This window comes from Paraburkholderia sp. J10-1 (assembly GCF_905220165.1).
GTDB lineage: Bacteria > Pseudomonadota > Gammaproteobacteria > Burkholderiales > Burkholderiaceae > Paraburkholderia.
The window spans coordinates 1033986-1057912 of sequence record NZ_CAJMYW010000002.1 but is presented as its reverse complement, the minus strand read 5'-3'; the positions used below and the strand labels follow the sequence as shown (position 1 = coordinate 1057912).

The 23927-nt window shown below is 67.1% G+C and carries 23 protein-coding genes; 2 read left to right on the top strand and 21 right to left on the bottom strand.

What is annotated here, in order from left to right; translation table 11 throughout:
* Window positions 1–11: 11 nt before the first annotated feature.
* Together U5A65_RS11515 and U5A65_RS11510 are read right to left on the bottom strand one after the other, a co-directional pair.
* The gene (locus U5A65_RS11515; protein ID WP_321914508.1) at window positions 12–713 is read right to left on the bottom strand and encodes an RraA family protein; all 702 of its coding nucleotides are present in this window, start codon (window positions 711–713) and stop codon (window positions 12–14) included.
* The gene (locus U5A65_RS11510; protein ID WP_321946316.1) at window positions 710–1702 is read right to left on the bottom strand and encodes a hydroxyacid dehydrogenase; all 993 of its coding nucleotides are present in this window, start codon (window positions 1700–1702) and stop codon (window positions 710–712) included. The genes U5A65_RS11515 and U5A65_RS11510 overlap by 4 nt, the downstream gene beginning before the upstream one ends.
* Window positions 1703–1829: 127 nt before the next feature.
* Here U5A65_RS11510 and U5A65_RS11505 point away from each other — a divergent pair, with 127 nt between their 5' ends.
* On the top strand, window positions 1830–2795 hold the full coding sequence (locus U5A65_RS11505) for a LysR family transcriptional regulator (protein WP_321933470.1): 966 nt from the start codon (window positions 1830–1832) through the stop codon (window positions 2793–2795).
* Window positions 2796–2837: 42 nt separating this feature from the next.
* Here U5A65_RS11505 and U5A65_RS11500 read toward each other — a convergent pair whose 3' ends face one another.
* From U5A65_RS11500 to U5A65_RS11430, 15 genes are all read right to left on the bottom strand, one after another.
* Complete coding sequence (locus U5A65_RS11500) at window positions 2838–3467, bottom strand: GntR family transcriptional regulator (RefSeq protein WP_321946315.1); 630 nt, start codon at window positions 3465–3467, stop codon at window positions 2838–2840.
* 91 nt (window positions 3468–3558) lie between these two features.
* Window positions 3559–4368 carry a CoA ester lyase gene (locus U5A65_RS11495; protein ID WP_321946314.1) on the bottom strand — a complete coding sequence of 270 codons (810 nt, stop codon included), beginning with the start codon at window positions 4366–4368 and terminating at the stop codon, window positions 3559–3561.
* A 10-nt stretch (window positions 4369–4378) separates the two neighbouring features.
* The gene (locus tag U5A65_RS11490) at window positions 4379–4960 is read right to left on the bottom strand and encodes a cysteine hydrolase (protein WP_321946313.1); all 582 of its coding nucleotides are present in this window, start codon (window positions 4958–4960) and stop codon (window positions 4379–4381) included.
* Between the two features lie 48 nt (window positions 4961–5008).
* Window positions 5009–6208, bottom strand: coding sequence for a CoA transferase (locus U5A65_RS11485; RefSeq protein ID WP_321946312.1), 1200 nt, complete (start codon window positions 6206–6208; stop codon window positions 5009–5011).
* Entirely contained in the window at window positions 6208–7371 is a 1164-nt protein-coding gene (locus tag U5A65_RS11480; protein ID WP_321946311.1) for a CoA transferase, read from the bottom strand. Before U5A65_RS11480 ends, U5A65_RS11485 begins: the two co-directional genes overlap by 1 nt.
* Before the next feature lie 81 nt (window positions 7372–7452).
* Window positions 7453–8670: an FAS1-like dehydratase domain-containing protein gene (locus U5A65_RS11475; protein WP_321946310.1), complete on the bottom strand. Its 1218-nt coding sequence runs from the start codon at window positions 8668–8670 to the stop codon at window positions 7453–7455.
* A 209-nt stretch (window positions 8671–8879) separates the two neighbouring features.
* A complete protein-coding gene (locus U5A65_RS11470; protein ID WP_321934152.1) occupies window positions 8880–9815 on the bottom strand; it encodes an SMP-30/gluconolactonase/LRE family protein in 936 nt (311 codons plus the stop codon).
* Window positions 9816–9837: 22 nt separating this feature from the next.
* Window positions 9838–10602 (bottom strand): ABC transporter ATP-binding protein, encoded by a 765-nt coding sequence (locus tag U5A65_RS11465; protein WP_321914499.1) that lies wholly within the window; start codon window positions 10600–10602, stop codon window positions 9838–9840.
* Window positions 10595–11413 (bottom strand): ABC transporter ATP-binding protein, encoded by an 819-nt coding sequence (locus U5A65_RS11460; RefSeq protein WP_321946309.1) that lies wholly within the window; start codon window positions 11411–11413, stop codon window positions 10595–10597. Before U5A65_RS11460 ends, U5A65_RS11465 begins: the two co-directional genes overlap by 8 nt.
* On the bottom strand, window positions 11410–12408 hold the full coding sequence (locus tag U5A65_RS11455) for a branched-chain amino acid ABC transporter permease (protein ID WP_321946453.1): 999 nt from the start codon (window positions 12406–12408) through the stop codon (window positions 11410–11412). The genes U5A65_RS11460 and U5A65_RS11455 overlap by 4 nt, the downstream gene beginning before the upstream one ends.
* A 1-nt stretch (window position 12409) precedes the next feature.
* A complete protein-coding gene (locus U5A65_RS11450; protein WP_321933483.1) occupies window positions 12410–13288 on the bottom strand; it encodes a branched-chain amino acid ABC transporter permease in 879 nt (292 codons plus the stop codon).
* Window positions 13285–14205 (bottom strand): NAD(P)-dependent oxidoreductase, encoded by a 921-nt coding sequence (locus U5A65_RS11445; protein WP_321946308.1) that lies wholly within the window; start codon window positions 14203–14205, stop codon window positions 13285–13287. Before U5A65_RS11445 ends, U5A65_RS11450 begins: the two co-directional genes overlap by 4 nt.
* A 16-nt stretch (window positions 14206–14221) precedes the next feature.
* A complete protein-coding gene (locus tag U5A65_RS11440) occupies window positions 14222–14965 on the bottom strand; it encodes an SDR family NAD(P)-dependent oxidoreductase (RefSeq protein WP_321914495.1) in 744 nt (247 codons plus the stop codon).
* 85 nt (window positions 14966–15050) lie between these two features.
* The gene (locus U5A65_RS11435) at window positions 15051–15908 is read right to left on the bottom strand and encodes an FAS1-like dehydratase domain-containing protein (protein WP_321946307.1); all 858 of its coding nucleotides are present in this window, start codon (window positions 15906–15908) and stop codon (window positions 15051–15053) included.
* Complete coding sequence (locus tag U5A65_RS11430) at window positions 15905–17113, bottom strand: ABC transporter substrate-binding protein (RefSeq protein ID WP_321914492.1); 1209 nt, start codon at window positions 17111–17113, stop codon at window positions 15905–15907. Before U5A65_RS11430 ends, U5A65_RS11435 begins: the two co-directional genes overlap by 4 nt.
* A gap of 155 nt (window positions 17114–17268) precedes the next feature.
* Here U5A65_RS11430 and U5A65_RS11425 point away from each other — a divergent pair, with 155 nt between their 5' ends.
* The gene (locus U5A65_RS11425; RefSeq protein WP_321946306.1) at window positions 17269–18504 is read left to right on the top strand and encodes a CaiB/BaiF CoA-transferase family protein; all 1236 of its coding nucleotides are present in this window, start codon (window positions 17269–17271) and stop codon (window positions 18502–18504) included.
* Between the two features lie 194 nt (window positions 18505–18698).
* On the opposite strand, the gene U5A65_RS11420 is transcribed toward U5A65_RS11425, so the two are convergent.
* From U5A65_RS11420 to U5A65_RS11405, 4 genes are all read right to left on the bottom strand, one after another.
* The gene (locus U5A65_RS11420; RefSeq protein WP_321914490.1) at window positions 18699–20006 is read right to left on the bottom strand and encodes an MFS transporter; all 1308 of its coding nucleotides are present in this window, start codon (window positions 20004–20006) and stop codon (window positions 18699–18701) included.
* Window positions 20007–20097: 91 nt separating this feature from the next.
* A complete protein-coding gene (locus U5A65_RS11415) occupies window positions 20098–21015 on the bottom strand; it encodes an NAD(P)-dependent oxidoreductase (RefSeq protein WP_321914489.1) in 918 nt (305 codons plus the stop codon).
* 37 nt (window positions 21016–21052) lie between these two features.
* A complete protein-coding gene (locus U5A65_RS11410) occupies window positions 21053–22534 on the bottom strand; it encodes an aldehyde dehydrogenase (protein ID WP_321946305.1) in 1482 nt (493 codons plus the stop codon).
* Window positions 22535–22597: 63 nt separating this feature from the next.
* On the bottom strand, window positions 22598–23842 hold the full coding sequence (locus tag U5A65_RS11405) for an MFS transporter (RefSeq protein ID WP_321946304.1): 1245 nt from the start codon (window positions 23840–23842) through the stop codon (window positions 22598–22600).
* Window positions 23843–23927 lie beyond the last annotated feature (85 nt).

Genomic DNA, 23927 nt, shown 5'->3' with positions numbered 1-23927 from the left:
GCCGGCGGCGCTTACACCGGGCAGCCCTTCTTGCGCAGCAGCGCGTTGAAGCGCTCCGGGTCGGCCGTGCCCGCTGCGTTGCTCGCGCGGATCGCCGCTTCCTTGTCCGCGTGTGCGCGCACGAGCGGCAGCAGCGCGTCGAGCCGATCCACCGGCACGGCGATCACGCCGTCCGCATCGCCCATCACGAGATCGCCGGGGTTCACGACGAGGCCCCCACACGCGACCGGCACGTTGACTTCACCGGGGCCCTCCTTGCTCGGCCCGCGGAACGTGTGGCCGCGCGCATAGACCGGAATCACGCCCTCGGCCCATTCCGCGAGATCGCGGATCGCGCCGTCTACCACGAAGCCGCCAATGTGCTTCGTGAGGGCCGACGTGCGCATGAGGCCGCCGATCAGCGCCTGGGTCAGGTCGCCGCCGCCGTCGATCACGATCACGTCGCCGGGCTGCGCGAGTTCGATCGCCTTGTGGATCATCATGTTGTCGCCGGGGCGCACGCGCACCGTGAGGGCCGGCCCGCACATCGTGAGCGAAACCGAGTGGTGATAGGCCGTCAGACCCATCGCACCGATGCTGCGGCCAAGGCAATCGCCTGCGTGCGCGACGGGCACGTTGCGAAACGCTTCGACCTGCGCGGGCGTCGGCAGCGACGTGCGTTGACCGACGAAGAAGCCTGCGGGCCAGCCGGCCCGATCCTGCGACGTATTCATGCGATGACCTTTTTTTCGGAGTGGAGAGCGTCGGGGTTCACGCAGCTCTTGGCGTCGACGCCCTCGCCGCGCAGATAGCGCAAACAGGTTTCGGCGGCGCTCACCGCGACGGCATCGAGCGCGTCGGGCGTTGAGCCGCCCACATGCGGCGTGAGCACCACATTCGGCAGCGCGGCCAGCGGATCGTCCGCGCCGAGCGGCTCGTTGCGAAAGGTGTCGAGACCCGCGGCGGCGAGCTTGCCGCTTTGCAGCGCCGCGACGAGCGCGGCTTCGTCGATCAGCTCGCCGCGCGCCGTGTTCACGACGATGGCGCCGTCGGGCAGCCGCGCGATGGCGTTCGCGTCGAGCAGATTGCGCGTGTGCGCATTGACGGGGCAATGCAGGCTCAGCACGTCCGCCTGCGCCAGCAGATCCTCGACCGAGCGTTCGAGCGTGACGAAAGGCTGCGCGCCGGATTGCGTCGCGACGGGATCGAAGGCACGCACCGTCATGCCGAGCGCGTGTGCGATCGCCGCGACGCTGCGGCCGATCTGGCCATAGCCGATGAGACCGAGCGTGCGCCCATGCAACTGGCGGCCGTCGCCCGTGCGGGTCCAGCGGCCCGCGCGCAATTCGCTGTCGTAGTAGTTGACCTTGCGCGCGGCGCCCAGCATGAGCGCCATCGTCAATTCGGCGACCGAATGCGTGTTGGTGCCGGGCGTGGTGAAAACGGGAATGCCGTGGCGCGTGGCGGCTTCAACGTCGATGTTCGTCACGCCCACGCCGTGCTTGCAGACGACGCGCAGCGACGGGCAGCTCGCGATCGCCGCCCCGGAAAGCTCGACGGTGCGCGAAATCACGGCGTCGATGGGTTGGGTGGCAAGAATGTGGGCGACCTGGGCGGCGTTCTGCGCGTCGTCGATATAGACGACTTCGCACTGCGCCGTGGCCAGCACCCTTCGCCCGGCCTGCGCGAGACGCGGCGCCGTGACGAGAATTCGGTGGGACATGGGTGTCTCCTTCTGTCTGCATGAGGCTTCACGACATTGTTGACACCGCGACTCATAATGTCTATTTTCGATTTTTCATCTTTTCATTCCTGATGGTTATGTATTCGTCCACCCAACGGGGCCGCCCATGGTGATGAACCTGCAGGTACGCGACCTGATGTACTTTGCGAAAGTCGCCGAACTGGGGCACCTGGGCCGCGCATCGCAAGCGCTGCACATTACGCAGCCCGCGCTTTCCAAATGCATCGACCGGCTGGAAGAGAACTATGGCGCGGCGCTCTTCGAGCGCAGCGGCCGCGGCATTCGGCTCACCGACGCCGGGCGGCTGTTGCAGCAGCGCGCGGGGCTCGTCGAGCGCACGCTGGACGAAACGCAGCGGGAAATCGCGTCGTTAGGCGCTGGGCTGGCGGGTCTTGTGAAGATTGGCGCGGCGGCCACCATCGCCGAATTCATCATGCCGACGGTGTGCCGCGTGTTGCAGGAGGAGGCGCCTGCCGTTGTCGTCGAATTGCAGATCGGCATGAACGACGTGTTGCAGGACGCGTTGCGCAAGCGGCTGCTCGACGTGGTGATCGGTCCGCTCGGCGGCCACGACGAAACGCTGGTGCAAATTCCCATCGTCGCCGACCACGTCGTGGTGGCAGCCAGCGCCACCCATCCGCTCGCGGGCAAGCGTGCAACGCTCGAAGCCATGTCCCGCTATGGCTGGGTGCTGCCCGCGCAATCCGTGGCGACGCGCCAGTGGCTCGAACACGCGTTCGCCTCGCGCGGGCTGCCGTTGCCGCGCGCGGCCATCATGACGAGCTCGATCGCCGCGCTGCCGCGCCTGATCGCCGAAACGGGCCTGCTGAGCTTTATTTCCCGGCGCAACCTGGAAGCGGGCCGCTTCACGCCGGCGCTCGTCGAGCTGCCGAATCCCGAAACGACGATGACGCGTCAATTCGGCGTCGTGCATCGCAATGACGGCTATTTATCGCCGGCCGCGCGGCGAATCATCGATATCGTGCGCGAGCAGAACGAAACGGCAAAAGCGCCGGCGATGCGGCGCAAATCCGTTCCTGCGGGGAATCGGAAGGTGAGAAAGGACCCATAGGCTTTCTACCCTCGTCCGCTTGATCGTAGCGCCGGTTTTCTTCTACTTCGCCGCCTTGAGTACCGACCAGCCCGATTCGATATGCTTGCGCATCGCGAGCATGGCGGCAGTCACGTCGCCGGCTGCAAAGGCCTGGAGAATTTCCTCGTGTTCGGCTACGGCGTCGCTGCCGCGATCGTGCGCGGCGTTGATGATGTCGAACGGATAGCGCGCCCAGAGAATCTGCGTGAAATGGAGGGTCTGCGGCATGTCCGCAATGTCGTACATGCGCCGGTGAAAGCGATAGTTGATGCCTCTCGCAACCGCGCGATCCCCCTTTGCGAACGCCACGGCGAATTCGTCGGCGAGCTGGCGCAGCTCGACGATGTCCTGCGCCTTGATCTTTTCGACCGTGCCCTTCACGAGCTGCGTTTCGAGCAGAAGCCGCAGACTCAGGATTTCCGACGATGCCGCCGCGTCGAACGGCACCACGCGCGCGCCGCGGTACGAGTCTCCGCTGATATACCCCTCGGCCTCCAGCAGCTTGAGCGCCTCGCGTACGGGCGTGATGCTCAGGTGCAACTGCTCGGCGATCTCGGCCTGCTTGAGCCGCGAGCCGCGCGCGATCGCGCCAGAGATGATTTGCTCGCGCAGGAAATCGGCAACCTGCTCTTCCTTGGTTCTGTATTCCATTTGCTGTCGTCTGGGCCGGTTGGGTCTCGATCTGATGGCGCGCATGGCGCGCAAGGTCCGGCCGCGCCGCGGGCCCGCCTCCGGGCTGATTTTAAGCGATGTCGCCCTCGCCCGATTCCGCGAGAATGCGCCGCGCGCGCTCGACCACGGGCTTGTCGATCATCTTCCCCGCCACCGCCGTCGCGGCGCCGCCGCTCGCCGCGAACGCCTCGACCACCTGGCGCGCCCAGTCGCACTCCCCGGCGGACGGCCGGAACGCCGCGTTCACCGCAGCGACCTGCGCCGGGTGAATGCAGAGCTTGCCGCCGAAGCCGAGCGCGCGCGAGTGCGCGGCAGCGGCGCCCAACGCCTGCGCGTCGGCGAAACCGGTGCTCACCCCGTCCACCGGCGCCGCGAGCCCCGCATGGCAAGACGCCAGTACGATCTGCGTGCGCACGGCGAGCAGCGCGCCGCCCTCATCGGCAATGCCGGTCTCGGCGCTGAAGTCCACGCTGCCGAAGGCGAGACGCGCTACGCCCGGCACCGCCACGAGTGCGCACAACGCCAGGTAGCCCCGGACGGTTTCGATGAGCGCGACGATGCGCCTTCCGGGCAACGCGTCGGAGGTGGCGCGCAGCGAGGCCTCGTCGGCTTTGGGCAGCATCACCGCCGCCCCCGGCGCACGGGCGAGCAGGCGCAGGTCGTCCTCGTACCATTCGGTGCCCATCGCGTTGATGCGCACGAGCGTGTCGCGCCCTGCGCCCAGCCAGTCAGCCACCGCCTCGCGCGCCGCAGGTTTGGCCTCGGGCGCGACGGCGTCTTCCAGATCCACGATCACTTCGTGCGCGCCGCTCGCGAGCGCCTTTTCGAAGCGTGCCGGACGATCGCCCGGCACGAACAGCAAACTGCGTGCGATCCGCATGGGCCGCCCCTCACTCGAACGTCACGCCGTGCGACGTGCTGAGCGTGCAGAAGCGCCGCAGCCCCGCAATCGCGTTCTCGTGTTCCTCGGCCGTGATCGCGCAGCAGCAATCTTCGAGCACCGTCATCGAGTAGTCGCGGTCGTGGCCTTCGCGCACGGTCGCCTGCACGACGGCGTTCGTCGAGATGCCCGAGCAGACGATCCGCCTGATGCCGTGCGCTCGCAAGATCGCTTCGAGGCTCGTCGCGTAGAACGGGCTCACGCGGTGCTTGACGATATCGAAGTCGCCGCTTTGCTGGCCAAGGTCCGGATGCACCGCTGTGCCCCACGTCCCCAGCTTGAAGATGCCGTACTTGCGGGCTCCCGAGAAGATCGGCGAATCGGGCGGGCACTCGCGGTAGTCCGGCGAAAAGCCCACGCGCACAAAGCCGACCGGCACGCCAGCGGCGCGCGCCTTGTCAATGGCGCGACGCGTGTTCTCGATGATGCGCCGGCCGGCGACCTGCTCCGCATAGCCCGCGTTGCCGTTCGGGCCGTCTGCGTGGACGAGGTCGTTCTCCATGTCCAGCACGAGATAGATGGTGTCTTTCACGACATGCTCCTTGCTCGTTCTTCGGGTGGCGCGCTCGCGCGCCGCTTTTCAACAGATGATTTCGCGCGCTTCCAGATCGTCGCGCTGCGCGCGGCTCAACGCCAGCAGTTCGCCGAACACGTAATCCTCGTCTTGCCCGAGCGCGGGGGTGAGCGACCGGATCCCCACATCGGACGTGCGTGAAAAACGCGCGGGCGCGCCCACGGCGGCGCGCGCGGGAAGATCGGGCGCGCTCACATCGACGATCGCGCCACGGGCGCGCAGATGCGGATCGCAAGCGATGTCCTGCATGGTCCAGGAAACGTGCGCGCACACGCCCTCGCGTTGCAGCGCCTCGGCAATGCGGTCGGCGTCGCAACCGGCAAGCCACGCCGCCACGCGCGCGTCGAGCGCCTCGCGGCGCGCGAGCCGCATGGACCCGGTGGCGTAATCGGGGTCGTCCTCGGGCCAGCCCGCCACGCGCGCGAGCGCGCGCCAGGCGGCGTCGTCGCGTACGGCAAGCGTGAGCCAGCGGTCCGGCGTGGCGGTGGCGTAGACGCCGTGCGGCGCCATCGACGCGTCGCCGTTGCCCGGGCGCGGCGGCGTGATCCCCGCGCTTGCGAGCACGAGCGCGTCGCCTATCATCGCCGAGGCCACCTCGCGCGCCGCGAGATCCACGTGCTGCGCCTGCCCTGTCCTGCGCCGCTGATGCAGCGCGGCGAGCGTCGCCAGCGCGGCATGCAGGCCAGCGGAATGATCCATGACGTGGCGCATTTCGACAGGCGGCCCGTCGCTGTAGCCGCTCATCCAGCCGAGCCCGCCCCACGCGCCGAACAGCGGCGCATAGCCCGCGAACGACGAATCCGGCCCGCTCTGGCCGCACGATGAGAGCGAGAGCATGACGATATCGGGCCGGCTCTCGCGCAACGCTTCGAAGCCGAGGCCGAGCCGCTCCAGCACGCCGGGACGAAAGCTCTCCGCCGCGACGTCCGATACCGCGACGAGCCGCTTCGCGAGCGCAATCGCTTCGGGCTGCTTGAGATTGAGCCGCACCGAGCGCTTGTTCGACGACACCTGATCGAACGTCGCCGCCGACATCCGGCCATAGACGGCATGCGGCTTGCGAAACGCATCGGGCCGGCTGCGGCTTTCGATCTTGATGCATTCGGCGCCGAGTTGCGCGAGCAGGTGCGTGCAGAACGGCCCGGCCGCGTGAATCGTGAAATCGGCGATGCGTACACCGGCGAGTGGCGCACTGGCTGAATTCATCAGCAGTCCTCCTTTTCGAGTTCGCCCGGCGCCGGCACGTGCGCATGCGCCTCGAGCGTCGTGCAGCGGAACTGGAACGGCGCAACGAGCACGTCCACGGCGCGGCCGTCGGGGAGCGTTGCCTGCGCGAACAGGCCGCGCGCGCTTTCGTGCGCGCCCGCGAGCACTTCCTCGGGCGTGCGGTATTTCGCGGCCGGCACGCCGAGCGCCTGCGCGCGTCTCACGATGTCTTCCACACGCTCCTGCGCCATCCACGCGCGAATGTGACGGTTGATCTCGCCGCCGCGGCGGCTGCGTTCGAGCGGATCGCGCAACGCCTCCTCCTGCGCCCACGCGGGCGAGCCGAGCAACTGCACGAGCGCGCTCCACTGGCGGTCTTCGAGCGTGAGCACTTCCACGAAGCCATCTTTCGCCTCGAACACGCCGCCGTAGCGGAAGCTGCGCGTCGAGCGATGTTCGAGCGAGCCGTCGCCGAGCCGTTGCAGCGCGAACGCGCCTACCGCGAGGGCCGCGTCCTGCACCGAGACGTCCACGTACTGGCCGCCCGCGGATGGCACGGCCCACCACGCCGTGAGCGCCGCCAGTGCGGCCGTGCAGCCACCCTGATAGCCCGCAAAATGGCCGTAGATCTTGAGCGGCGCGCGCAGCGGAAACAACTCCCCAGAGAGGCCGTTTGGCAGCAGGTAGCCTTCGCCGCCCGCGTGCAGCAGGTTCACCTCTTCGCCGTCCCAGGCCGCCTTCGGGCCATGGGCGCCAAAGGGCAACACAGAGACGTGCACGAGTTGCGTAAAGCGAGCGCCCAGCCGTTTCGGGTCGAGACCTTGCGACTCGCGCTCGGCGAGCGGAGTGTCGTCGATCAGGATGTCCGCGCGCTCGAGTTCGTGCTCGAACCGCGCCTTGCCCTCGGACGTCGCGAGATCGCACAAGAGGCTGTGCTTGCCCGCCGCCAGATACGCGAACAGCGCGCTCTCGCCGCTGCCCTCGATGAGCGGCGCGGCGCCACGCAGGCGATGTCCCTGAGGCGGCTCCATCATCACCACGCGCGCGCCCATCGCGGCGAGAAGACGTCCCGCCCACGCCGCCGCCACGGTGCGCGAGTGCTCCAGCACGCGGCAGCCCGCGAGCGGGAGTGCGGCGTGGCCGGCTTCGTCGTTGCTTTCCATGTGCTCCCCTCCCTGTCGCGCTGCTCTCGCGCTGTTGTCGCGCTGCCGCCGTGCTGTGCGCCAGCGCGCCTGGACTTACGCTCAGCGCACGACCGGCAGTTCGAGGTCGATGCCCGCGCCGTCGATGAAAGCAGGCAGCCGCACGTCGCGCGAAGGCAGCGCCACAGTCGCAAGTCCCGGCGTGGTCACTTCGCCGCGCTGATTCACTGCGGCAAGTTCGATGTCGACGAGCCCCGCGCCGTCCTTCATGTACTTGCGCACGACCTTGCCCTTGCAGAAGGTGGTATCGCCCATGATGTTGAAGCGCCGCATTTCGGTGCGCACGCGCTTGATGAAGCCCGCGTCGCCCATCCAGTTCGTGACGAGCGAGCACATCCACGACGAGCGCTGCGGGCCGTAGTCGTAAGTCCCCGGCACGCCCACTTCCTTCGCCACCGACTCGCGATGGTGGCCGATGCCGGTGTACTCCACGCCGCCGCCCGCTTCCGGGTTGCGGAAGAAGTGTCCCGGATGCCTGACGGCTGTCTGCAGCACCACGCCGTGCGTGTGGCCGCGTCCGCAGCCGACGAGAAAGCCCATGGTGTCCATCAGCGAAAGCGGACCGCGCGCGATGGCGGGCAATTCCTCGCCTTCGCGAACGTCCTCCCAATAGCGCACGTTCGCGCCGCGAATGTGCTTGGGCTCGTCGAGCACCATCTGGTCGATGCGGTCGCGTTCTTCGTCGCTGTACTCGTGCTGGACGATCTCCTTGTACTTGCCGGTGTCGCGCGCCGCCTTGCGCTCGTGACGCGTGCAGGTGCCGAGCGCGCGCGCCACGAGTTCGCTGCGCTGGTTGTAATAGCTGGCCTCGACATACTGCAGCACGAGGCGGCCCGAGAACTTGCTCTCCTTTTCCTCCACGCCGACCACGCGTTCGATCGCCGTGATGCGGTCGCCCGGCCGCACATGGCGGAACAGTTCCCAGTCGTTGCCCGCGTAAAAGCCATGCACGCCCGCAAGACCCCAGCGCGTTCTGCCGAGCCAGCCGAACGCCATCGGAAACATCGGGTGCGCGACCATCGAGCCGAAGCGCGTGGCCGGCCCATAGCCGTAGTCGCGATAGAGCGGGTTCAGGTCGCCAATGCCGTTGCACCAGTTGCGCAGCGTATCGGCGCTTGCGTCCTGCAAATACGGGCCTTCGGGGCGCAGTTGCAGGCCGATCATCGCGCGCGCTTCGGCAATGGTCTGATCGGTGATGCGGCCTTCGGCCGGTGCGTTGCCTACGTCGCTTTGGGCAGGGGTGAGAGTGGTCGTATCCAAGTGGTTTCTCCGTGATTTAACCGCAAAGGGTGCAGAATGCATTCTTTTTGAGATGACGAAACGTCGCCTGTGAATCACATCACTCAGGTATCCTTACGGATATTTTTACTAGTCCCGTGTCGTGGAACGCGGGTCACTATTCGCTGTGTATGCAACCAGTTACGCCGCGCGCTCAATCATGGAATCGACACACGCGCGGCACAACATGCTCAAGCGGCCAGCGTCAGCCCCGGCCGCGGCCACCGGGCCTCGAACAGCTGCCCGTAGCCCGACAGCGTGATGAACGCTGTACGCCGGTCGGGGCCGCCAAAGCAGATATTCGTGCAGTAGCCCTCGGGCGCCTCATGGAACTCGAGCAGTTCACCCTCGGGCGAAAACACGCTGATCCCGCCGCGCACGAGCGTCGCCACGCAGATGTTGCCGCTCTCTTCCACTGCGAGCGAATCGAAACGCTGATAGCCCGCGAGCCCATGCACGAGCCGTCCGCCATTCGGTGACGGCCAGGCTTCCTGTCCCAGCTCCCCTTGCCCGATGACCGGATACGACCAGAGCCGGCTCGTCTCCGTTTCGCTCACGTAGAGCGTGCGGCCGTCGGGCGAGAGGCCCACGCCGTTCGGTGTCAGCACGGGATGCGCGGCGCAGCGGATCTGGCTGCCGTCCGCGCGCGCGTAATACACGGCGCCGCGCATGATGCGGTCTTCGAAGGTCTTGCCGAAGTCCGTGAACCAGAAGCCGCCTTCGGCATCGAACACGATGTCGTTCGGTCCATGCAGCGGCACGTCGCTGCAATGCGTATAGAGCGTTTCGACTTCGCCTGTCTCGATGTTCACACGCTGGATCGAGCCGCCGCCGTAGTTCGCCGCGGCACCTGTTGGGCGCGTAAAGCCGTTGTCGGTGCGCCAGCTGAAGCCACCGTTGTTGCAGACATAGCAATGGCCGTCGGGTCCGAGCGCCGCACCGTTCGGGCCGCCGCCCAGTTCGGCAACCACCTTCAGCTCTCCGTCCGGCATCACGCGCGTGAGGCGCCCGCCGGCGATCTCCACCACCAGCACGCTGCCGTCGGGCAGCGCCACCGGACCTTCCGGAAATTTCAGGCCGCTTGCCATCACGCGGCCCTGCAGGGTGAGATTGATGCGTGCTCCCATGATCGTCGTGCCCTCTTCCGTTCTAGATGTGTGCATTCGCGCGCTCGTCCTGACGCGCGCCCAGATAGGCGTCCACGGCTCGCTGCCGGCCTTCGCGGCTGCGCAGGAGCGGCTCGTCGAGTTCGCCGACGATATGGCCGTGCCGCATCACCCACGCATGCGAGGCCAGCTTCGCCGCCGCGTGAAAACTCTGCTCGACCAGCAGCGCCGCGAGTTGCTGTTCCTGCTGGATGCGAGCGAGCCGTTCATACACGCGTGCGACGAGCAGCGGCGCAAGCCCAAGCGAAGGTTCGTCGAGCAGCAACAGACGCGGCCCCGACATCAGCCCGCGCCCGATCGCGAGCATCTGCTGCTCGCCGCCGCTCAGGAGGCCCGCCGGCGCCTTGAGCCGGTTGGCGATTTCCGGAAAGAAGTCGAGCACCATGTCGCGGCGCCGCGAACGCGTGCGCGCGTCGACGAAATACGCGCCGAGCGTGAGATTCTCCGCCACCGAGATATCGGCGACGATGGCGCGCCCCTCCGGCACGTAGACAATGCCCGCACGAAAGCGCGCCGCCACGTTCAGGCGGCTCACGTCGTGGCCGTCGAAGCACACGCGGCCCTGAGCGGCCTCGAGGCCCGCAATGGCGCGCAGCGTGCTCGATTTTCCCGCGCCGTTGGCACCGAGCAGCGCGCCCACGCTGCCGTGCCCCACGCCGAAGCTCACGCCGTGCACGACCGGGCCCGCGCCGTACCGCACGGTGAGCGCCTCGACTTCGAGCAGACGCTGCGCTTGCGCTTCACTCATCGTCTTCTCCCAGATAGACGCGCACCACGTCCGCGTTCGCGCGGATCTGCGCGGGACTGCCCGACGCGAGCACGCGACCGACATTGAGCACGTGGATGGTGTCGCACACGTCCATGATGAGATCCATGTCGTGCTCGACGACCACGAGCACGAGTTCGGGACCGCGCAACTTCTTCAGCGCGTTCGCGAGATCGCGTGTTTCGAGCGAATTGAGGCCCGCCGCTGGTTCGTCGAGCAGCAACACGCGTGGCGAGCCCGCAATCGCCCGGGCGATTTCTGCCAGACGCAGCACGCCGGGCGGCAGTTGCGCGGGCAACGAATCGGCGACAGGCTCGATGCCGAGGCGCGCGAGTGCGGCCAGCGCCATCTCGCGGTGCCGCGCGCGTTCGGCACGGCCGCGCGAAAGCGGCAGGAACGCGTCGAGCCAGCCGGCCGCGGCCCCCCGCTGGAGTCCGATCATGACGTTCTCGGCAATCGTCAACTCGGGACACAGCGCGACATGCTGGAAGCTGCGCGAGAAGCCTCGCGCGGCGCGCCCCGTGGGCGGCACGCGCGTCATGTCCTCGCCGCCGAAACGGATGCTGCCGCGCTGCGGCGCATAGAGTCCCGTGAGGCAGTTGAAGAAGCTCGTTTTGCCCGCGCCGTTCGGGCCGATGAGCCCGGTGATCTCCCCCGCTTCGAGCCGCACGCCCACGTCGCGCAGCACTTCGTTGCCGCCGAACGAGAGCACGAGATTGTCGACGACAAGCGCGCGTGCCCCTGCTGACATCTCCAATGCGCCCTCTGCGTGCGCCACCATAGCCTCGCTCATTGATGCCTCCCTTCGAGCCGTGCGCGCCAGCCGGCGGGCAGCGCATTCGCCCCCAACACGACTGCCAGCAGCGCCGCGCCGTACAGAATCGGCACCCAGTCACCCGCGCCGGCCAGCAGCAGCGGCACGAGCGTGAGGAACAGACCGCCCGCAAGCGCGCCCATCAGCGACAGCGCATAGAGGCTCACGACCGACCCCACCAGCAGGAAGATCGACGTCCACAGCGTGAAGCTGTTGGGCGACACGGTCGACGCGGTGAACGCCTGCATCGCCCCGGCAATCGCGGCAATGGCCCCGCTCAACGCCATGCATGACAGGCGCGCCCAACTGCGTCGCACGCCGAACGATTCGGCGGCGTGCGTGGAATCGCGGATCAGCAGCAGCGCCATGGCCTGGCGCGAGTGGCGGAATTGCCGCAGCAACGCGATCACGGCGAACAGCACGAGAAGCGGAAAGTAATAGCGTTGCAGATTGCGCGGCACGCCGCCGAGCGCATCGAGCTTCACATACAGCCCTTCGTAACCGCCGGAGATCTTCGAGAAGTGCATGAGGAACTCGGGAAACGCGAGCGCGAGCGCCATGGTCGCCACCGCCAGCGCGATTCCTTTCAGGTGGCGCGACGGATACGCGAACAGCATGCCGAACACCCCGCCAACGAGCGCCGCAAGCGGCAGGCTCGCGAAGATCGGCAAGCCCCAGTACTTCTCCACGAGCGCCACGGTATAGGCGCCCGCCGCGACGAACACGCCGTGCCCGATCGACACTTCGCCGCCGTAACGCACGAGAAAGCTCACTGCAATAATGGCGATGGCGTTCGCGAAACACAGGCCGAGCGTATAGATCCAGTAGCCGCCGCCCACGAGCGGCAGGGCGAGCAGCACGAGCCCGGCAACGCCGCTCACGCCGAATGCACGCCATGACCTGCTGCGGCCGGCGGCCAGCGCGGCATCTGCCCCTTGGGCCTCGTTCGCGACGGCGGCTGGGGGAATGAACATGTCAGGCACGGGCGCCTCCTCGCGCAGCCAGTACGCCGCGTGGGAACAGATTGAGCACGAACAGCATCAGTACGAGCATGTACGTGTTGCTGAACTCGGCGGAAAGATAGAACGACAGCATATTCATCAGGATGCCTACGAATATCCCGCCGATCACTGCACCGGGTAGACTGCTGAAACCGCCCACCACTGCGGCCGCAAACGCCTGCAGCATGAACGACGCGACGCTCGTCGACGAAAGAAACGTGGTCGGCACGATCAGAAGCGCGGCCACGAGACCGAGCAGCCCGGCCAGCACCCACGAAAAGAGGTGGATGCGCCCGAGCTTCAGCCCGCATACGCGGCTCGCGAACGGATTGGCCGACACGGCGCGAAACGCCACGCCAATGCGCGTGCGCTCGATCAGCAGATACAGCATTGCGACGATCACGACCGTAGCCGCGAGCACCGCGAGATCGTACGACGTCACCCGCACCGGCCCAAGATGCGCGCGCCACCTCGGCAACGGCAAGTCGAGCGACACCACGTTCGAGCCGAACAGCAATTGCGTGCCGCCCTGGGCGATCAACCCGATGCCGAGGGTGGCGATCGTGCTGGTAATGTCCGACTTGAGCACGAGCGGCGCGATCACGGCGCAACTGAGCGTCGTGACGACCACCATCAGGACCAGCGTAAGCGGCACGGCCACGCCCCAGTCCATCTGGGCGAACGTGCCCGCGGTAAAGCCATAGACGAGGAACGCGGCGAGGCCCGCTAGATTGCCGTGAGCGAAGTTCACGACGTTCGAACTCTTGTAGATGAGCACGAGTCCGATGGCGCCGAGCGCATAGAGACACCCGCTCACCATGCCCGCCCAGACGAGGCCGAGAAAATCCGTCATGCCGTGGCCCCTCCCGGCGCGAGTTCGGCGTCTCGCGCGATCAGTTCGATCACGGCCGGAAAATATCTTCCGCTGTAGCCCTGCTGCGCCGTGGCGGCATAGTAGCGGTGCGCGAGTTCCGTGATGCGCGTCGACACCCCCGTCTGCCCCGCGAGTTCGAGCACGTAGCCGATGTCCTTGAGCACGTACTCGGGCGGAAACGACTTCTCCGGAAACTGACGCGGCAGCATCGCCTTGCGGCCGTGGTTGCGCAGCACGAAGCTGTCGCCCGAGCCCTTCGATACCGCGTCGAGCAGCGTGGCGGGCTCCACGCCCGCGCGTTCGCCAAGCACCATCATCTCGGCCAGCGCCACCGTGTTCTCGAAGACGAGCGCGTTGTTGATGAGCTTGACCACCTGGCCGCAACCGATGGCTCCGCAGTGGGTGACGTCGGTGCCGATGTAGTGCAGCAGCGGCGCGATACGTGCGAAGAGCGCAGCGTCCGCGCCCACCATGATGCTCAGTTCGCCGCGCTGCGCCGCTTCACGCGTGCGCGCGACAGGTGCATCCGCGAATGCAACGTTGCGTGCGGCCAGCGCCTCGCCCACCTTGCGCGCTGAAGCGACCGTCGTGGTGCTGAGATCGACGATCACCTGCGGCCGCCGCGCGCCGCTCGCGAGGCCCTGCGCTCCGAGCGTCACCGCTTCCACGGCGGGGCCGCCGGGCAGCGAAAGAAACACCATATCGGCCTGCGCCGCGATCTCGTCGAGCGATTGCGCGCGGCGCGCTTGCGTGCCCTCGAGCACCTGGAAGGCCTCGCCGTTCGTGTCGAATGCCAGCACTTCGCCCGTGTGCTTGAGCGCCATGTTGCGGCACATCGGGCCGCCCATCACGCCGAGGCCCACGAAGCCGATCACCACCTGATTGTCTGTCGCCATCGCTCGCTCCTCGCCCTCAGTCCATCCACATGCCGCCGCTGATATCGAGCGACGTGCCGGTGATCCAGTTCGAGGCCGGCGAACAGAGGAACAGCGCGGCCTGGGCGATATCGTCGGCATTGCCGTAACGGCCGAGCGGCACGGTTGCGTTCGCCGCGGGCGCGACGTTGCCCGTCACGTTCGACCACATCGCTGTTTCGACGGGTCCGGGCGCGAGCACGTTGGCGTAGACGCCGTGCGGCGCGCCCGCCTTGGCCACCCAGCGCATCATGCCGTGCACAGCCGACTTGGCCGACACATACGCCGGACCCGAGGCCACGCCGCCGTTCTTCGCGGCGATCGACCCGGCCGCGAGAATCTTGCCGAAACCGCGCTCGCACATGAGCGGAAAAAGCTTGCGCGTGGGATTCACCACACCGCGTACGTTCACGTTGAGGATCGCGTCCCACTCCTCGTCCGTGCTGTCACCAAGCGGTGTACGCGCGATGATGCCGGCGCACAGCACGAGAATGTCGATGGCGCCGTGCTGGGCGAGCACGCCGTCGATCACGCGGTCGGTCTCCACACGCGAAGTCACGTCGTAGCGCAGATATTGCACGCCCGCTCCGATGTCCTCGTGCACGCCGAGGTCGGTGGCGATCACGCGCGCGCCTGCGCGGCGGAACGTATTCGCAATGGCGCGGCCCATGCCGCCCGCGCCGCCGGTGATCAACGCGACCTGCCCTTCCAGATTCGCTGGACCGCTCAGATGTTGTGCCATGTGTCAGGTTTCCTGTGTTCCGATTGAGAATCCGATTGAGGTACCGACGGCGCCCGCGATAAGCAGGCGCAGCGAGGCCGGGGCGCTACGCGAAAGCCGCCGTGGCCGACATCGCCAGTTCGCCCTGCGCGCCGCGCGCCCAGAGATCGAGCCCGCCCTCCGCTGCCGCGCGCCCTTCGAGCGAAAACGAGCGGTCGACGAATAGCGGGCTGACACCGCGAAAATCGAAGCGCGCGAGCCGCCGCCCGCCGCCATGCTCGACGGCGAACTGCTGCAGCAGCGTCGCGGTGAGCGGACCATGAACGACGAGACCGGGATAGCCCTCCTCGTCGCGCGCGTAGGTCTCGTCGTAGTGAATGCGATGGCCGTTGAAGGTCAGCGCCGAATAGCGGAAGAGCAGCGTCGAATCTGCGCGAAAATCCCGCCGCCATTGCGCCTGCGCCTCGTACACAGCCGGTGCCGCTGCGTTCGCGCCGCCCGGCGGCGCTGCCTCGCGATAGACGATGTCCTGCTCCTCCTCGATGCACGGCAGGCCATCGCACGACGTGACGTGTCCCACCGTGACGAACCACAGCGTCCCGCGCTTGCCCGCCTTCTTCTCGACCTTGAGGATACGGCTCGTGCGCGTTGCGCCGGCATCGACAGGCAGGGGCTGCAGATAGCGGATGCGGCTGCCCGCCCACATGCGCCGCGGCAACGCGATCGGCGGCAGGAAACTGCCGCGTTGCGGGTGGCCGTCCGCGCCCAGGCCGCTGCGCCGCACGGCGGGATTGAAAAAGAGCCATTGCCAACCGGGCGGCAACGATTCGCCTGGCGTGGGCGCCGCGTCGAGATCGAGCGTGGCGGCCATGGCGCGCACGGCGCCCGCCTCGATGCGGGACGTGTGCACCTCCTCGCGGCCGATCCACGACTCGTAGACGTTCTCCAGTTCCACTTCGCTCATGAGAGCCTCGCGTCGAACACTTGCTCGGGATACGGCTTGAAATCGCGCACGAGCTTGAAGCCGTCGCTGGTCGCCTGAATGATGCCTTCCTGGCGCGCGCCGCGATGATCGCCGGGCTTGAAACTCACCCCCCGTGTGCCGCCAATGTTCTGATCGTGCATTGTCTCCATCACGTCGACGAGACTGGCGCGCGTGAGCGGCTTGCCGCTTTCGAGCAGCATGTTGAATGACTTCACGAACAGCATGCCGTTGCTCCAGCCGTTGAGGCCGAAAACGCCCACGGGGTCGCTCGCGTAGTACTTCGCGATGCTGTCACGGTAGGCCTTGATTTCGGCGTCGTTCGAGGTGACAGGCATGAGCCACGACGAGAAGTACACGCCGTCGAGCAACGATCCCGCGAGCTTGCGCGTGGTGGGATCGGCGGTGAAGAACGGCGCCATCCATTTCGCCTCGAAGCCGATACGGTCCGCCGATTTCAGCGCGGCGGCGAGATTCGAGTTCGATCCGAACAGAATGACCACGTCTGCCTTCGCGTTGACAAGACGGCGAATGTGCGGCGTGAAATCCGTATTTCGGACTTCGAACGGAATCGATTCGACGGCCTGCTTCTTCGCTCCTTCGAGGTACAGCTCGAAGCCGCGTTTGGCCGACCGGCCAAGCTCGTCGTTCTCCCACAGCAGCGCGACGCGGCTCACGCCGAGCGCCTTGAGCGCGTAGTCCGCGTTCGAGGCGGCGGACCAGCCGTAGTCAGGCAGGAGGGGAAACGACAGGCGCTCGGTGAAGAGCGCGCTCGCGCCGCCCACCGGGCCGACCATGGGCAAGCCCACTTCCTTTGCGTAGGGAATCACGGCCTGGGTCTGCGCGGTGCCTACTGGCGCTGCGAGCGCGAAGATCTTGTTCTCTTCGACCAGACGCCGCGTCACGGCAACGCTGCGCGCAGGCTCGTAGCCGTCGTCGTAGACGACGTAGTTGATCTTCCAGCCCTTGAGCGCGTTGGTGTCGTTGGACCACTTGAAGCAGGCGTCGGTGGCGCGCGTAACGATCGCGTAAAAAGGCACCGGCCCCGTGATCGGAGTGAACGCACCGACCGTCACGGTCTTGCTGACGGGGTCGATGCCCGGCGTCGCCTGCTGGGCAAAGCTTAAACCGGGCAACCCGGCTGACACGGCTGCCGTACTGCTGAAGACAAAGGTTCTTCTGCGCATGGTCTCACCTGTTGGCGTCGTTAAGAATGCATTCTATAAAGTATTGAAGAACGTTCAAGTCAGGGTTTTTCCCGTATTTATGGCGTTTCACGGACTTCAAGCGGAATATAGAATGCATTCTTAGACGCCTTTCTCATCCCACCACCGAGAAACCTATGAGACACGCACCCCTCGCCGGACGACGCATCATCGAACTGGGCACCATGCTCGCCGCCCCTTTCGCCAGCCACATCCTTGCGCAGCTGGGCGCCGAGGTCATCAAGGTCGAGCCGCCCGCCGGCGACCCGACGCGCAGCCTCGTGCGCGGCGGCCCGAGCGGGACATTCATCGCCTATAGCCACGGCAAGAAGAGCGTGTGCCTCGACCTCGGCAAGCCCGAAGGCCAGGCGGCATTCATGAAGCTCGTGGCCCAAGCCGACGTGCTCGTGCACAATCTCGCGCCCAAAGCCGCGCGCAAGCTCGGCGTGACGCGCGAAGCTTGCCGCGCCGTCAATCCCGCGCTCGTCTACTGCCATATCCGCGGCTATGCGGCGGGGCCGCAGGCCGAAGATCTCGCGTCGAACCCCGTTGCCGAGGCCTCCACCGGCGTGATGGAGGCCAATCGCGTGAATGGCCGCCCAAGCCGCCTCGGGCCCTCGTATCACGACCAGTTTGCGGGCGCCTATGCGGTGATCGGCATCCTCGCGACCTTGCTCGAAGGTCGCGAACACGCGGACGGCGGTGAGCGCCACGTGGAGGTCGGGCTCTACGAAACGGGCCTGCATGTGGCGTCGCGGGATCTCGTCGGCATGCAGTTGAAGACGCATCTGTTCGGCCGGCCCGAGCGCGAGCCGCACGGCGAATTCAGCATGCCGGGCTATGGCGCGTACCTCACGGCCGACGACCGCTGGATCTATCTGCTCATGCTCAACGACGCCCACTGGCGCAAGTTCTGTGAAGCGCTCGGTCTGCCGCAGGCCACCGATGCGGCGCTCGCCACGCTGCGTCAGCGCAAGAAGGCGCGGGAGAGCGTCGAGGAGATCGTGCGCCACGCCGTGCGCGCCTGTGATTTCGACGACGTTGCCGCGCGCCTGAAGGCAATCGGCGTGGGCTGCACCGAGGTGTTGCCGCTCGAACGCGTGCTCGAAGCGCCGCAGGCGCATCAGCCGGGCAAGCTGCGCGCGGTCGACTATCGCGGCTTGCCGTTCGACGTGCCCGAGTTTCCGCGCATGGCCGAGCAAGGCGCATCGCCCGGCACGCTGCCACCGCCGGAACTTGGCGAGCACACGCTCGAGGTGCTCGAAGCCGCCGGGCTCAGCGCACAGGAGTGCGCGGCGCTGCTCGCCTGCGGCGCGGTTGGCGTGCGTCAGGACGATTCGTTCGCCTGGGCGCCGGTTCGTCAGTCGGTATGACGCTTGCCGGGCACGCGCGGATGAGCGATGCGTCTGCGCGTCGCTTCGTTCTACGAAGTGACTTGTGGCGACATGACTGTTCGCATCGGCCATTCGGGCATGTCCAGCAAAACGTTGCAAAGAAAAGAAACGCGCGCAAACACTGCGCGCCGTTGCACGGCCGGAGCCGCCCTGCTACCGGATCCCGCTTTGGGTCAAGGCGCCGCGCGGCTCGCGAGCGACGCGCCCTCGCGACGCGTGCGCAGCAGCACGGCCGCCACGATCAACGTCACCACGATGAAACCCGCGAGCCCCAGCATCCCGCTCGCAAACGTGCCGGTCGCCTGCTTGAGCACGCCAACCGCATAGGGCGCGAGAAACCCGGCGATATTGCCGATCGAACTGACGACGGCAATGCCCGCCGCCGCCTCGGCTTGCGCGAGCAGCGTCGGCGTGAGCGCCCAGAACACCGGGAGATTGGCGAACGCACCGAAGCCGCCGGCAATCAGCGCGGCGAGCCGCACCGGCGGATAGTCGGTCAGCGCGACGACGATCAGCGCCAGCACCGCGACCATGCCGGGAATCATGAGGTGCCAGCGCCGCTCGCGCAGCCGGTCCGAGCGCGCGCCCCACCACAGCACGCCGATCGCCGCCGCGACGAACGGCAACGCCGACATGAAGCCCACCGCCGTGAACGACGCGCCGAAAGCGCGCACGATCTGCGGCAGGAAGAAGGTCACGCCGTAGTTGGCCGCGACGATCCCGCAATACACGAAACCGAGCGCCCACACGCGCGGATTGCACAGCGCGCGCCACGCGCCCGCATGACCGTCGCCGGGCGGCAGCGCGCGGCGCTCATCGGCGAGGCGCGTGCTGAGCCAGCGGCGCTCCTCGTCGTCGAGCCAGGCGGCCTCGCTCGGCGAGTCGGCCAGCGTGCGCAGCAGCACGACGCCGAGCACGAGCGAAGGCACTGCCTCGATGATGAAAAGCCACTGCCAGCCGCTCAGGCCGCCCGCGCCGTGCAGGTTCAGCAGCAGGCCGGAAAGCGGCGCGCCGATGCCCGCCGAGGCCGGAATCGCCACGGCGAACGCGCCGATCATGCGTGCGCGGTGCGTGGCGGGAAACCACTGCGTGAGAAAGAACATCACGCCGGGAAAGAAGCCGGCTTCGGCCACGCCCAGCAGGAAGCGCAAGCCCATGAATTGCGGCGTCGTGCGCACGAAGGCGAACATCAGCGAAAGTACGCCCCACGTGAGCATGATGCGCGCGAACCATCGGCGCGCGCCGAAGCGGCGCAGCGCCAGATTGCTTGGCACCTCGAACAGTACGTAGCCCAAAAAGAAAATGCCTGCCCCGGCGCCGAACACGGCGGGCGTGAAGCCCAGTTCCTCGTTCATCGAGAGCGCCGCGAAGCTGAGGTTCACGCGGTCGAGGTACGCCGCGAAATAGCACAGCATCAGGAGCGGCACGATATGCCGGCGAATCTTCGAAATGATCGCGGCTTCCTGTGAGGCCATTGTCATTGCCCGTCTCCTTGATGTCGGCGATACAACGAGAGTCAGTGTGCGCGCTGCACTGCGCCGCCGCGAAAGCGGCGCGTGGCGCAAAGCTGTCTCAGTCCGGCTCGCTCACGTGCCGCTGTGGCGCGGGCGAGCCGACGCGCCCGTCCACGAGCTGCACGATCGCCGGGTGATAGTTCTGGCCGAAGCCCGCGTCGCGCGCACGGCACATGAGGTCATACGTGTAGTTCGCGATATGCGGCTCGAACCCCGCCTCCGCCGCGAGATTGAGCGCGAGCCCCGCGTCCTTGATCGCGTAGACGAGCGGGAACACCTTCTCGGGAAAGCTGTCCGGCACGAGCGACTTCATGCCGTGATTGCGCAGCACGAAGCTGTCCGCGGAACCCTTCGAGAGCAGGCTGAAAAGCGTCTCGCCGTCGAAGCCCGCGCGCCGGCCGAGCGTGATGATTTCCGAAAGCGCGTTGACGGTCATGAACACCAGCATGTTGTTGAGGATCTTGATCGTCTGGCCGTTGCCGACCGGCCCGCAATGCAGCACGTCCGAGCCCATCAGCGCGAGCAGCGGCTGCACGGCCGCGAAGTCGGCCTCGGTCGCGCCCACCGAAATCATCAGCGTGCCTTTTACGGCGGCCTCGCGCGTGCGGGCCACCGGTGCGTCGATCAGCGTGATGCCGCGCTCGCCGAGCTTCTGCGCCAGCGCGCGCGTGCGTGCGACATCGCTCGTGCTCATGTCCACGATGGTTCGCAGGCGCTCGCCTGCGCTCGCGAGTTCGGCGCACACGCTCTCGACCTGATCGATCGAGGGCAGCGAGAGAAACACGATGTCGGCGGCGCGCGCCACTGCCGTCGGCGAAGCCTCCGCGGTGACGCCGTTCGCGACGGCTTCGGCGAGCGCCTCCTTCGACATGTCGAATGCGTGAACCGGCAGCGCCGACTTGCGCGCGAGATTCGCGCACATGGGGCCGCCCATCACGCCAAGCCCGATGAATCCGATACGGGTAATCGCGTTCATATGCCTGCTTCTCCTGTCATGCGTTCTGGCCGCGCGCTCACGTGCGGATCGCGAACGGGTCGCGCACGGCGCTCGAGTAATCGATCATCACGTTCTTCGTGGTCAGGTATTCGCGCAGCCCCGCTTCGCCGCGCTCGCGGCCGATGCCCGATTCCTTCATGCCGCCGAACGGTGCCTGGGCCGCGAGTGCGCGATAGGTGTTGACCCACACGGTGCCGCAGTTCAGCGCCTTCGACACACGCATCGCACGCGAAATGTCCTGCGACCAGATGCCGGCCGCGAGGCCATAGCGCGAGTCGTTGGCGAGTTTGATCGCCTCGGCTTCGGTGTCGAACGCAATGATCGCGAGCACGGGGCCGAAGATCTCTTCCTGGGCGAGTTCGCTGGCGTTGTCGACATCGGCGAAGATGGTCGGTTCGATGAAGAAGCCCTTGCCGAGCGCCGCGCCTTGCGCGCGCGCGCCGCCCGTGACGAGGCGCGCGCCCGCGGCCTTCGCCGCCTCGATGGCGGCGAGGATGCGGCGGAACTGCGGCTCGTTGGCCACGGTGCCCATTTCGGTGGCCGCATCGCACGGGTCGCCCATGCGGATGGCCCGCGCGCGTGCGGCGAGACGCTCGACCACCTCGGCATACACGCCGCGCTGCACGAAGAGGCGCGAGCCCGCCACGCAGGTTTGCCCGGTCGCGCCGAAGATGCCGGCGAGCGCGCCCACCACGGCCTTGTCGAGATCGGCGTCGTCGAAAATGATGTTGGGCGACTTGCCGCCCAGTTCCAGCTTCACGGGAACAAGGCGCCGCCCCGCCGCCGCCGCGATCTCGCGGCCCACGTTGGCGCTACCCGTGAAGCTCACGAGCGCGATGCCGGGATCGTTCACGAGCGCGCGCCCGGTTTCGGCGCCACCGGTCACCACGTTGAATACACCCGGTGGAAATCCCGCCTCCTCGACCAGCGAGGCGAATTCGAGCGTCGACACCGAGGCGTGCTCGGACGGCTTCACCACCACGCAGTTACCCGCGGCGAGCGCGGGCGCGAGCTTGTTCGCGAGCAGCGAGAGCGGCGAGTTCCAGGCCGTGATGAGGCCCACCACGCCATACGGTTCGAGCGAAACGAAGTCGAGCGTATCGGCCTGATCGAGCGGAACATGCTGGCCGAACAGCTTGTCGGCATAGCCCGCGAAATAGCGCAACTGGCGTCCCACCCACAGCATTTGCGGGCGCGTCTCGCGGACGATCTTGCCATTGTCGGCGCTCTCGATTGCCGACATGCGGTCCGCATTGGCTTCGATCAGCGCGGCGAGCTTGAGCATGAGCGCCGCGCGCGCCACGCCCGAAGTCTGCCGCCAGCCGTCGTGAAACGCACGCGTCGCGGCCGCCACCGCGCGCGCGACGTCCGCTTCGTCCGCCTCGGGAATCTCGGCCCACACTTCGCCGGTATAGGGATTCACGCTCGGCAGCACGCGAGCGCTGTGCGCCTCGACACGCTGACCGCCGATATACAGCCGACACTTCCTGATATCCACATCGCCTCCTTGATCTGGCCGCGCGTCGCGCGCGCCGGGTGGTTGTGCGGTTTGCGCGGCGCGCTAACGGTCCACGAGCCGCGCCGGCAACGCGAGCGCGAGCAGCGCGCCGAGCGCCATGCATGCCGCGAGCAGATACATGGCCGGCGCGCTGCTATGCGTCGCCTCCTTGAGCCAGCCCACCGCGTATGGCCCGAGAAAACCCGCGAGATTGCCGATTGCGTTGATGAATGCGATACCGGCCGCCGCGAGCGTCAGTGCACACATGGCGAGCGCTGTGTGGTTCGCCCAGAGCACGGCGAGCAGAAGCCCGAGCGCGCCCGCCAACGCCGAAGCCGCGACGTGCTTGCGGCGCTCGCGGCGGTGGTCGGCGTGCCTCGCCGCCGCCAGCATCGCGATCACGGCCGCGCCGAACGGAATCGCCGAGAGCAGACCGATCGTCAGCGGATCGGCCACGCCGGTGCTCTTGATGATGGTGGGCAGCCAGAAGCCCACGCCGTAGAGCCCCATCACGAACAGGAAGTGGATGAGCGAGATGAGCCATACGCGCGGATTCGCAAAGAGCGCACGCAGGCAGACAACGGGTTTCGCCTGGGCGTCCGCGCGCAGATTGGCGAGCAGGAGCGACTTTTCGTCGTCGCTGAGCCAGCGGGCCGTTTCGATGCGCTCGTCGAGCTTCGCCAGCACAACGAAGCCGACAAGGACGGAAGGCAGCCCCTCCACCAGAAAGAGCCACTGCCAGCCGTGCCACTGGTTCACGCCGTCGAGCGTCTTGAGCAGCCAGCCCGAAAGCGGGCCGCCGATCAGCCCGGAGAGCGCCACGCCGGTGACGAGCCACGCCGTCGTCATGCCGCGCCGGCTCGACGGATACCAATACGTCAAATACAGGATCACACCGGGAAAGAAGCCCGCTTCGGCCACGCCGAGCAAGAAGCGCATCACGAAGAACATGCCCGGCGTGCGCACGAACATCGTCAGCGCCGAGACCACGCCCCACGTGATCATGATGCGCGCGATCCATACCCGCGCGCCGACGCGATGCAGGATCAGATTGCTCGGCACCTCGAAGAGGAAATAGCCGAGAAAGAACACGCCCGCGCCGAAGCCATAGACGGCGTCCGACAGCTGCAGGTCGGCGGCCATCTGCAGCTTGGCGAAGCCCACGTTCACGCGGTCGAGGTAGGCGACCACATAGCACAGCAGCAACAGCGGCGTGAGGCGCCACGCCACCTTGCGGTAAGTGGCCTGCTCCGAAATCGCGGTTGCGCGGCTGACGGGAATCGACAAGGGGCCGCTCGGGGTTGCCATGCTCATGTCTCCTGGCTCTGCACAAAGGCTCGGGCCAACGGACACACGCCGCTTGCCGAGGCACGTTCTTGTGATTCTGATTCAT

What these genes read in the sequence shown, in the direction of transcription:
- U5A65_RS11515 (WP_321914508.1), bottom strand. Translation starts at nt 713, where the DNA reads ATGAATACGTCGCAGGATCGGGCCGGCTGGCCCGCAGGCTTCTTCGTC.
- U5A65_RS11510 (WP_321946316.1), bottom strand. Translation starts at nt 1,702, where the DNA reads ATGTCCCACCGAATTCTCGTCACGGCGCCGCGTCTCGCGCAGGCCGGG.
- U5A65_RS11505 (WP_321933470.1), top strand. Translation starts at nt 1,830, where the DNA reads ATGGTGATGAACCTGCAGGTACGCGACCTGATGTACTTTGCGAAAGTC.
- U5A65_RS11500 (WP_321946315.1), bottom strand. Translation starts at nt 3,467, where the DNA reads ATGGAATACAGAACCAAGGAAGAGCAGGTTGCCGATTTCCTGCGCGAG.
- U5A65_RS11495 (WP_321946314.1), bottom strand. Translation starts at nt 4,368, where the DNA reads ATGCGGATCGCACGCAGTTTGCTGTTCGTGCCGGGCGATCGTCCGGCA.
- U5A65_RS11485 (WP_321946312.1), bottom strand. Translation starts at nt 6,208, where the DNA reads ATGAATTCAGCCAGTGCGCCACTCGCCGGTGTACGCATCGCCGATTTC.
- U5A65_RS11480 (WP_321946311.1), bottom strand. Translation starts at nt 7,371, where the DNA reads ATGGAAAGCAACGACGAAGCCGGCCACGCCGCACTCCCGCTCGCGGGC.
- U5A65_RS11470 (WP_321934152.1), bottom strand. Translation starts at nt 9,815, where the DNA reads ATGGGAGCACGCATCAATCTCACCCTGCAGGGCCGCGTGATGGCAAGC.
- U5A65_RS11465 (WP_321914499.1), bottom strand. Translation starts at nt 10,602, where the DNA reads ATGAGTGAAGCGCAAGCGCAGCGTCTGCTCGAAGTCGAGGCGCTCACC.
- U5A65_RS11460 (WP_321946309.1), bottom strand. Translation starts at nt 11,413, where the DNA reads ATGAGCGAGGCTATGGTGGCGCACGCAGAGGGCGCATTGGAGATGTCA.
- U5A65_RS11455 (WP_321946453.1), bottom strand. Translation starts at nt 12,408, where the DNA reads ATGTTCATTCCCCCAGCCGCCGTCGCGAACGAGGCCCAAGGGGCAGAT.
- U5A65_RS11450 (WP_321933483.1), bottom strand. Translation starts at nt 13,288, where the DNA reads ATGACGGATTTTCTCGGCCTCGTCTGGGCGGGCATGGTGAGCGGGTGT.
- U5A65_RS11445 (WP_321946308.1), bottom strand. Translation starts at nt 14,205, where the DNA reads ATGGCGACAGACAATCAGGTGGTGATCGGCTTCGTGGGCCTCGGCGTG.
- U5A65_RS11440 (WP_321914495.1), bottom strand. Translation starts at nt 14,965, where the DNA reads ATGGCACAACATCTGAGCGGTCCAGCGAATCTGGAAGGGCAGGTCGCG.
- U5A65_RS11435 (WP_321946307.1), bottom strand. Translation starts at nt 15,908, where the DNA reads ATGAGCGAAGTGGAACTGGAGAACGTCTACGAGTCGTGGATCGGCCGC.
- U5A65_RS11430 (WP_321914492.1), bottom strand. Translation starts at nt 17,113, where the DNA reads ATGCGCAGAAGAACCTTTGTCTTCAGCAGTACGGCAGCCGTGTCAGCC.
- U5A65_RS11425 (WP_321946306.1), top strand. Translation starts at nt 17,269, where the DNA reads ATGAGACACGCACCCCTCGCCGGACGACGCATCATCGAACTGGGCACC.
- U5A65_RS11420 (WP_321914490.1), bottom strand. Translation starts at nt 20,006, where the DNA reads ATGACAATGGCCTCACAGGAAGCCGCGATCATTTCGAAGATTCGCCGG.
- U5A65_RS11415 (WP_321914489.1), bottom strand. Translation starts at nt 21,015, where the DNA reads ATGAACGCGATTACCCGTATCGGATTCATCGGGCTTGGCGTGATGGGC.
- U5A65_RS11405 (WP_321946304.1), bottom strand. Translation starts at nt 23,842, where the DNA reads ATGGCAACCCCGAGCGGCCCCTTGTCGATTCCCGTCAGCCGCGCAACC.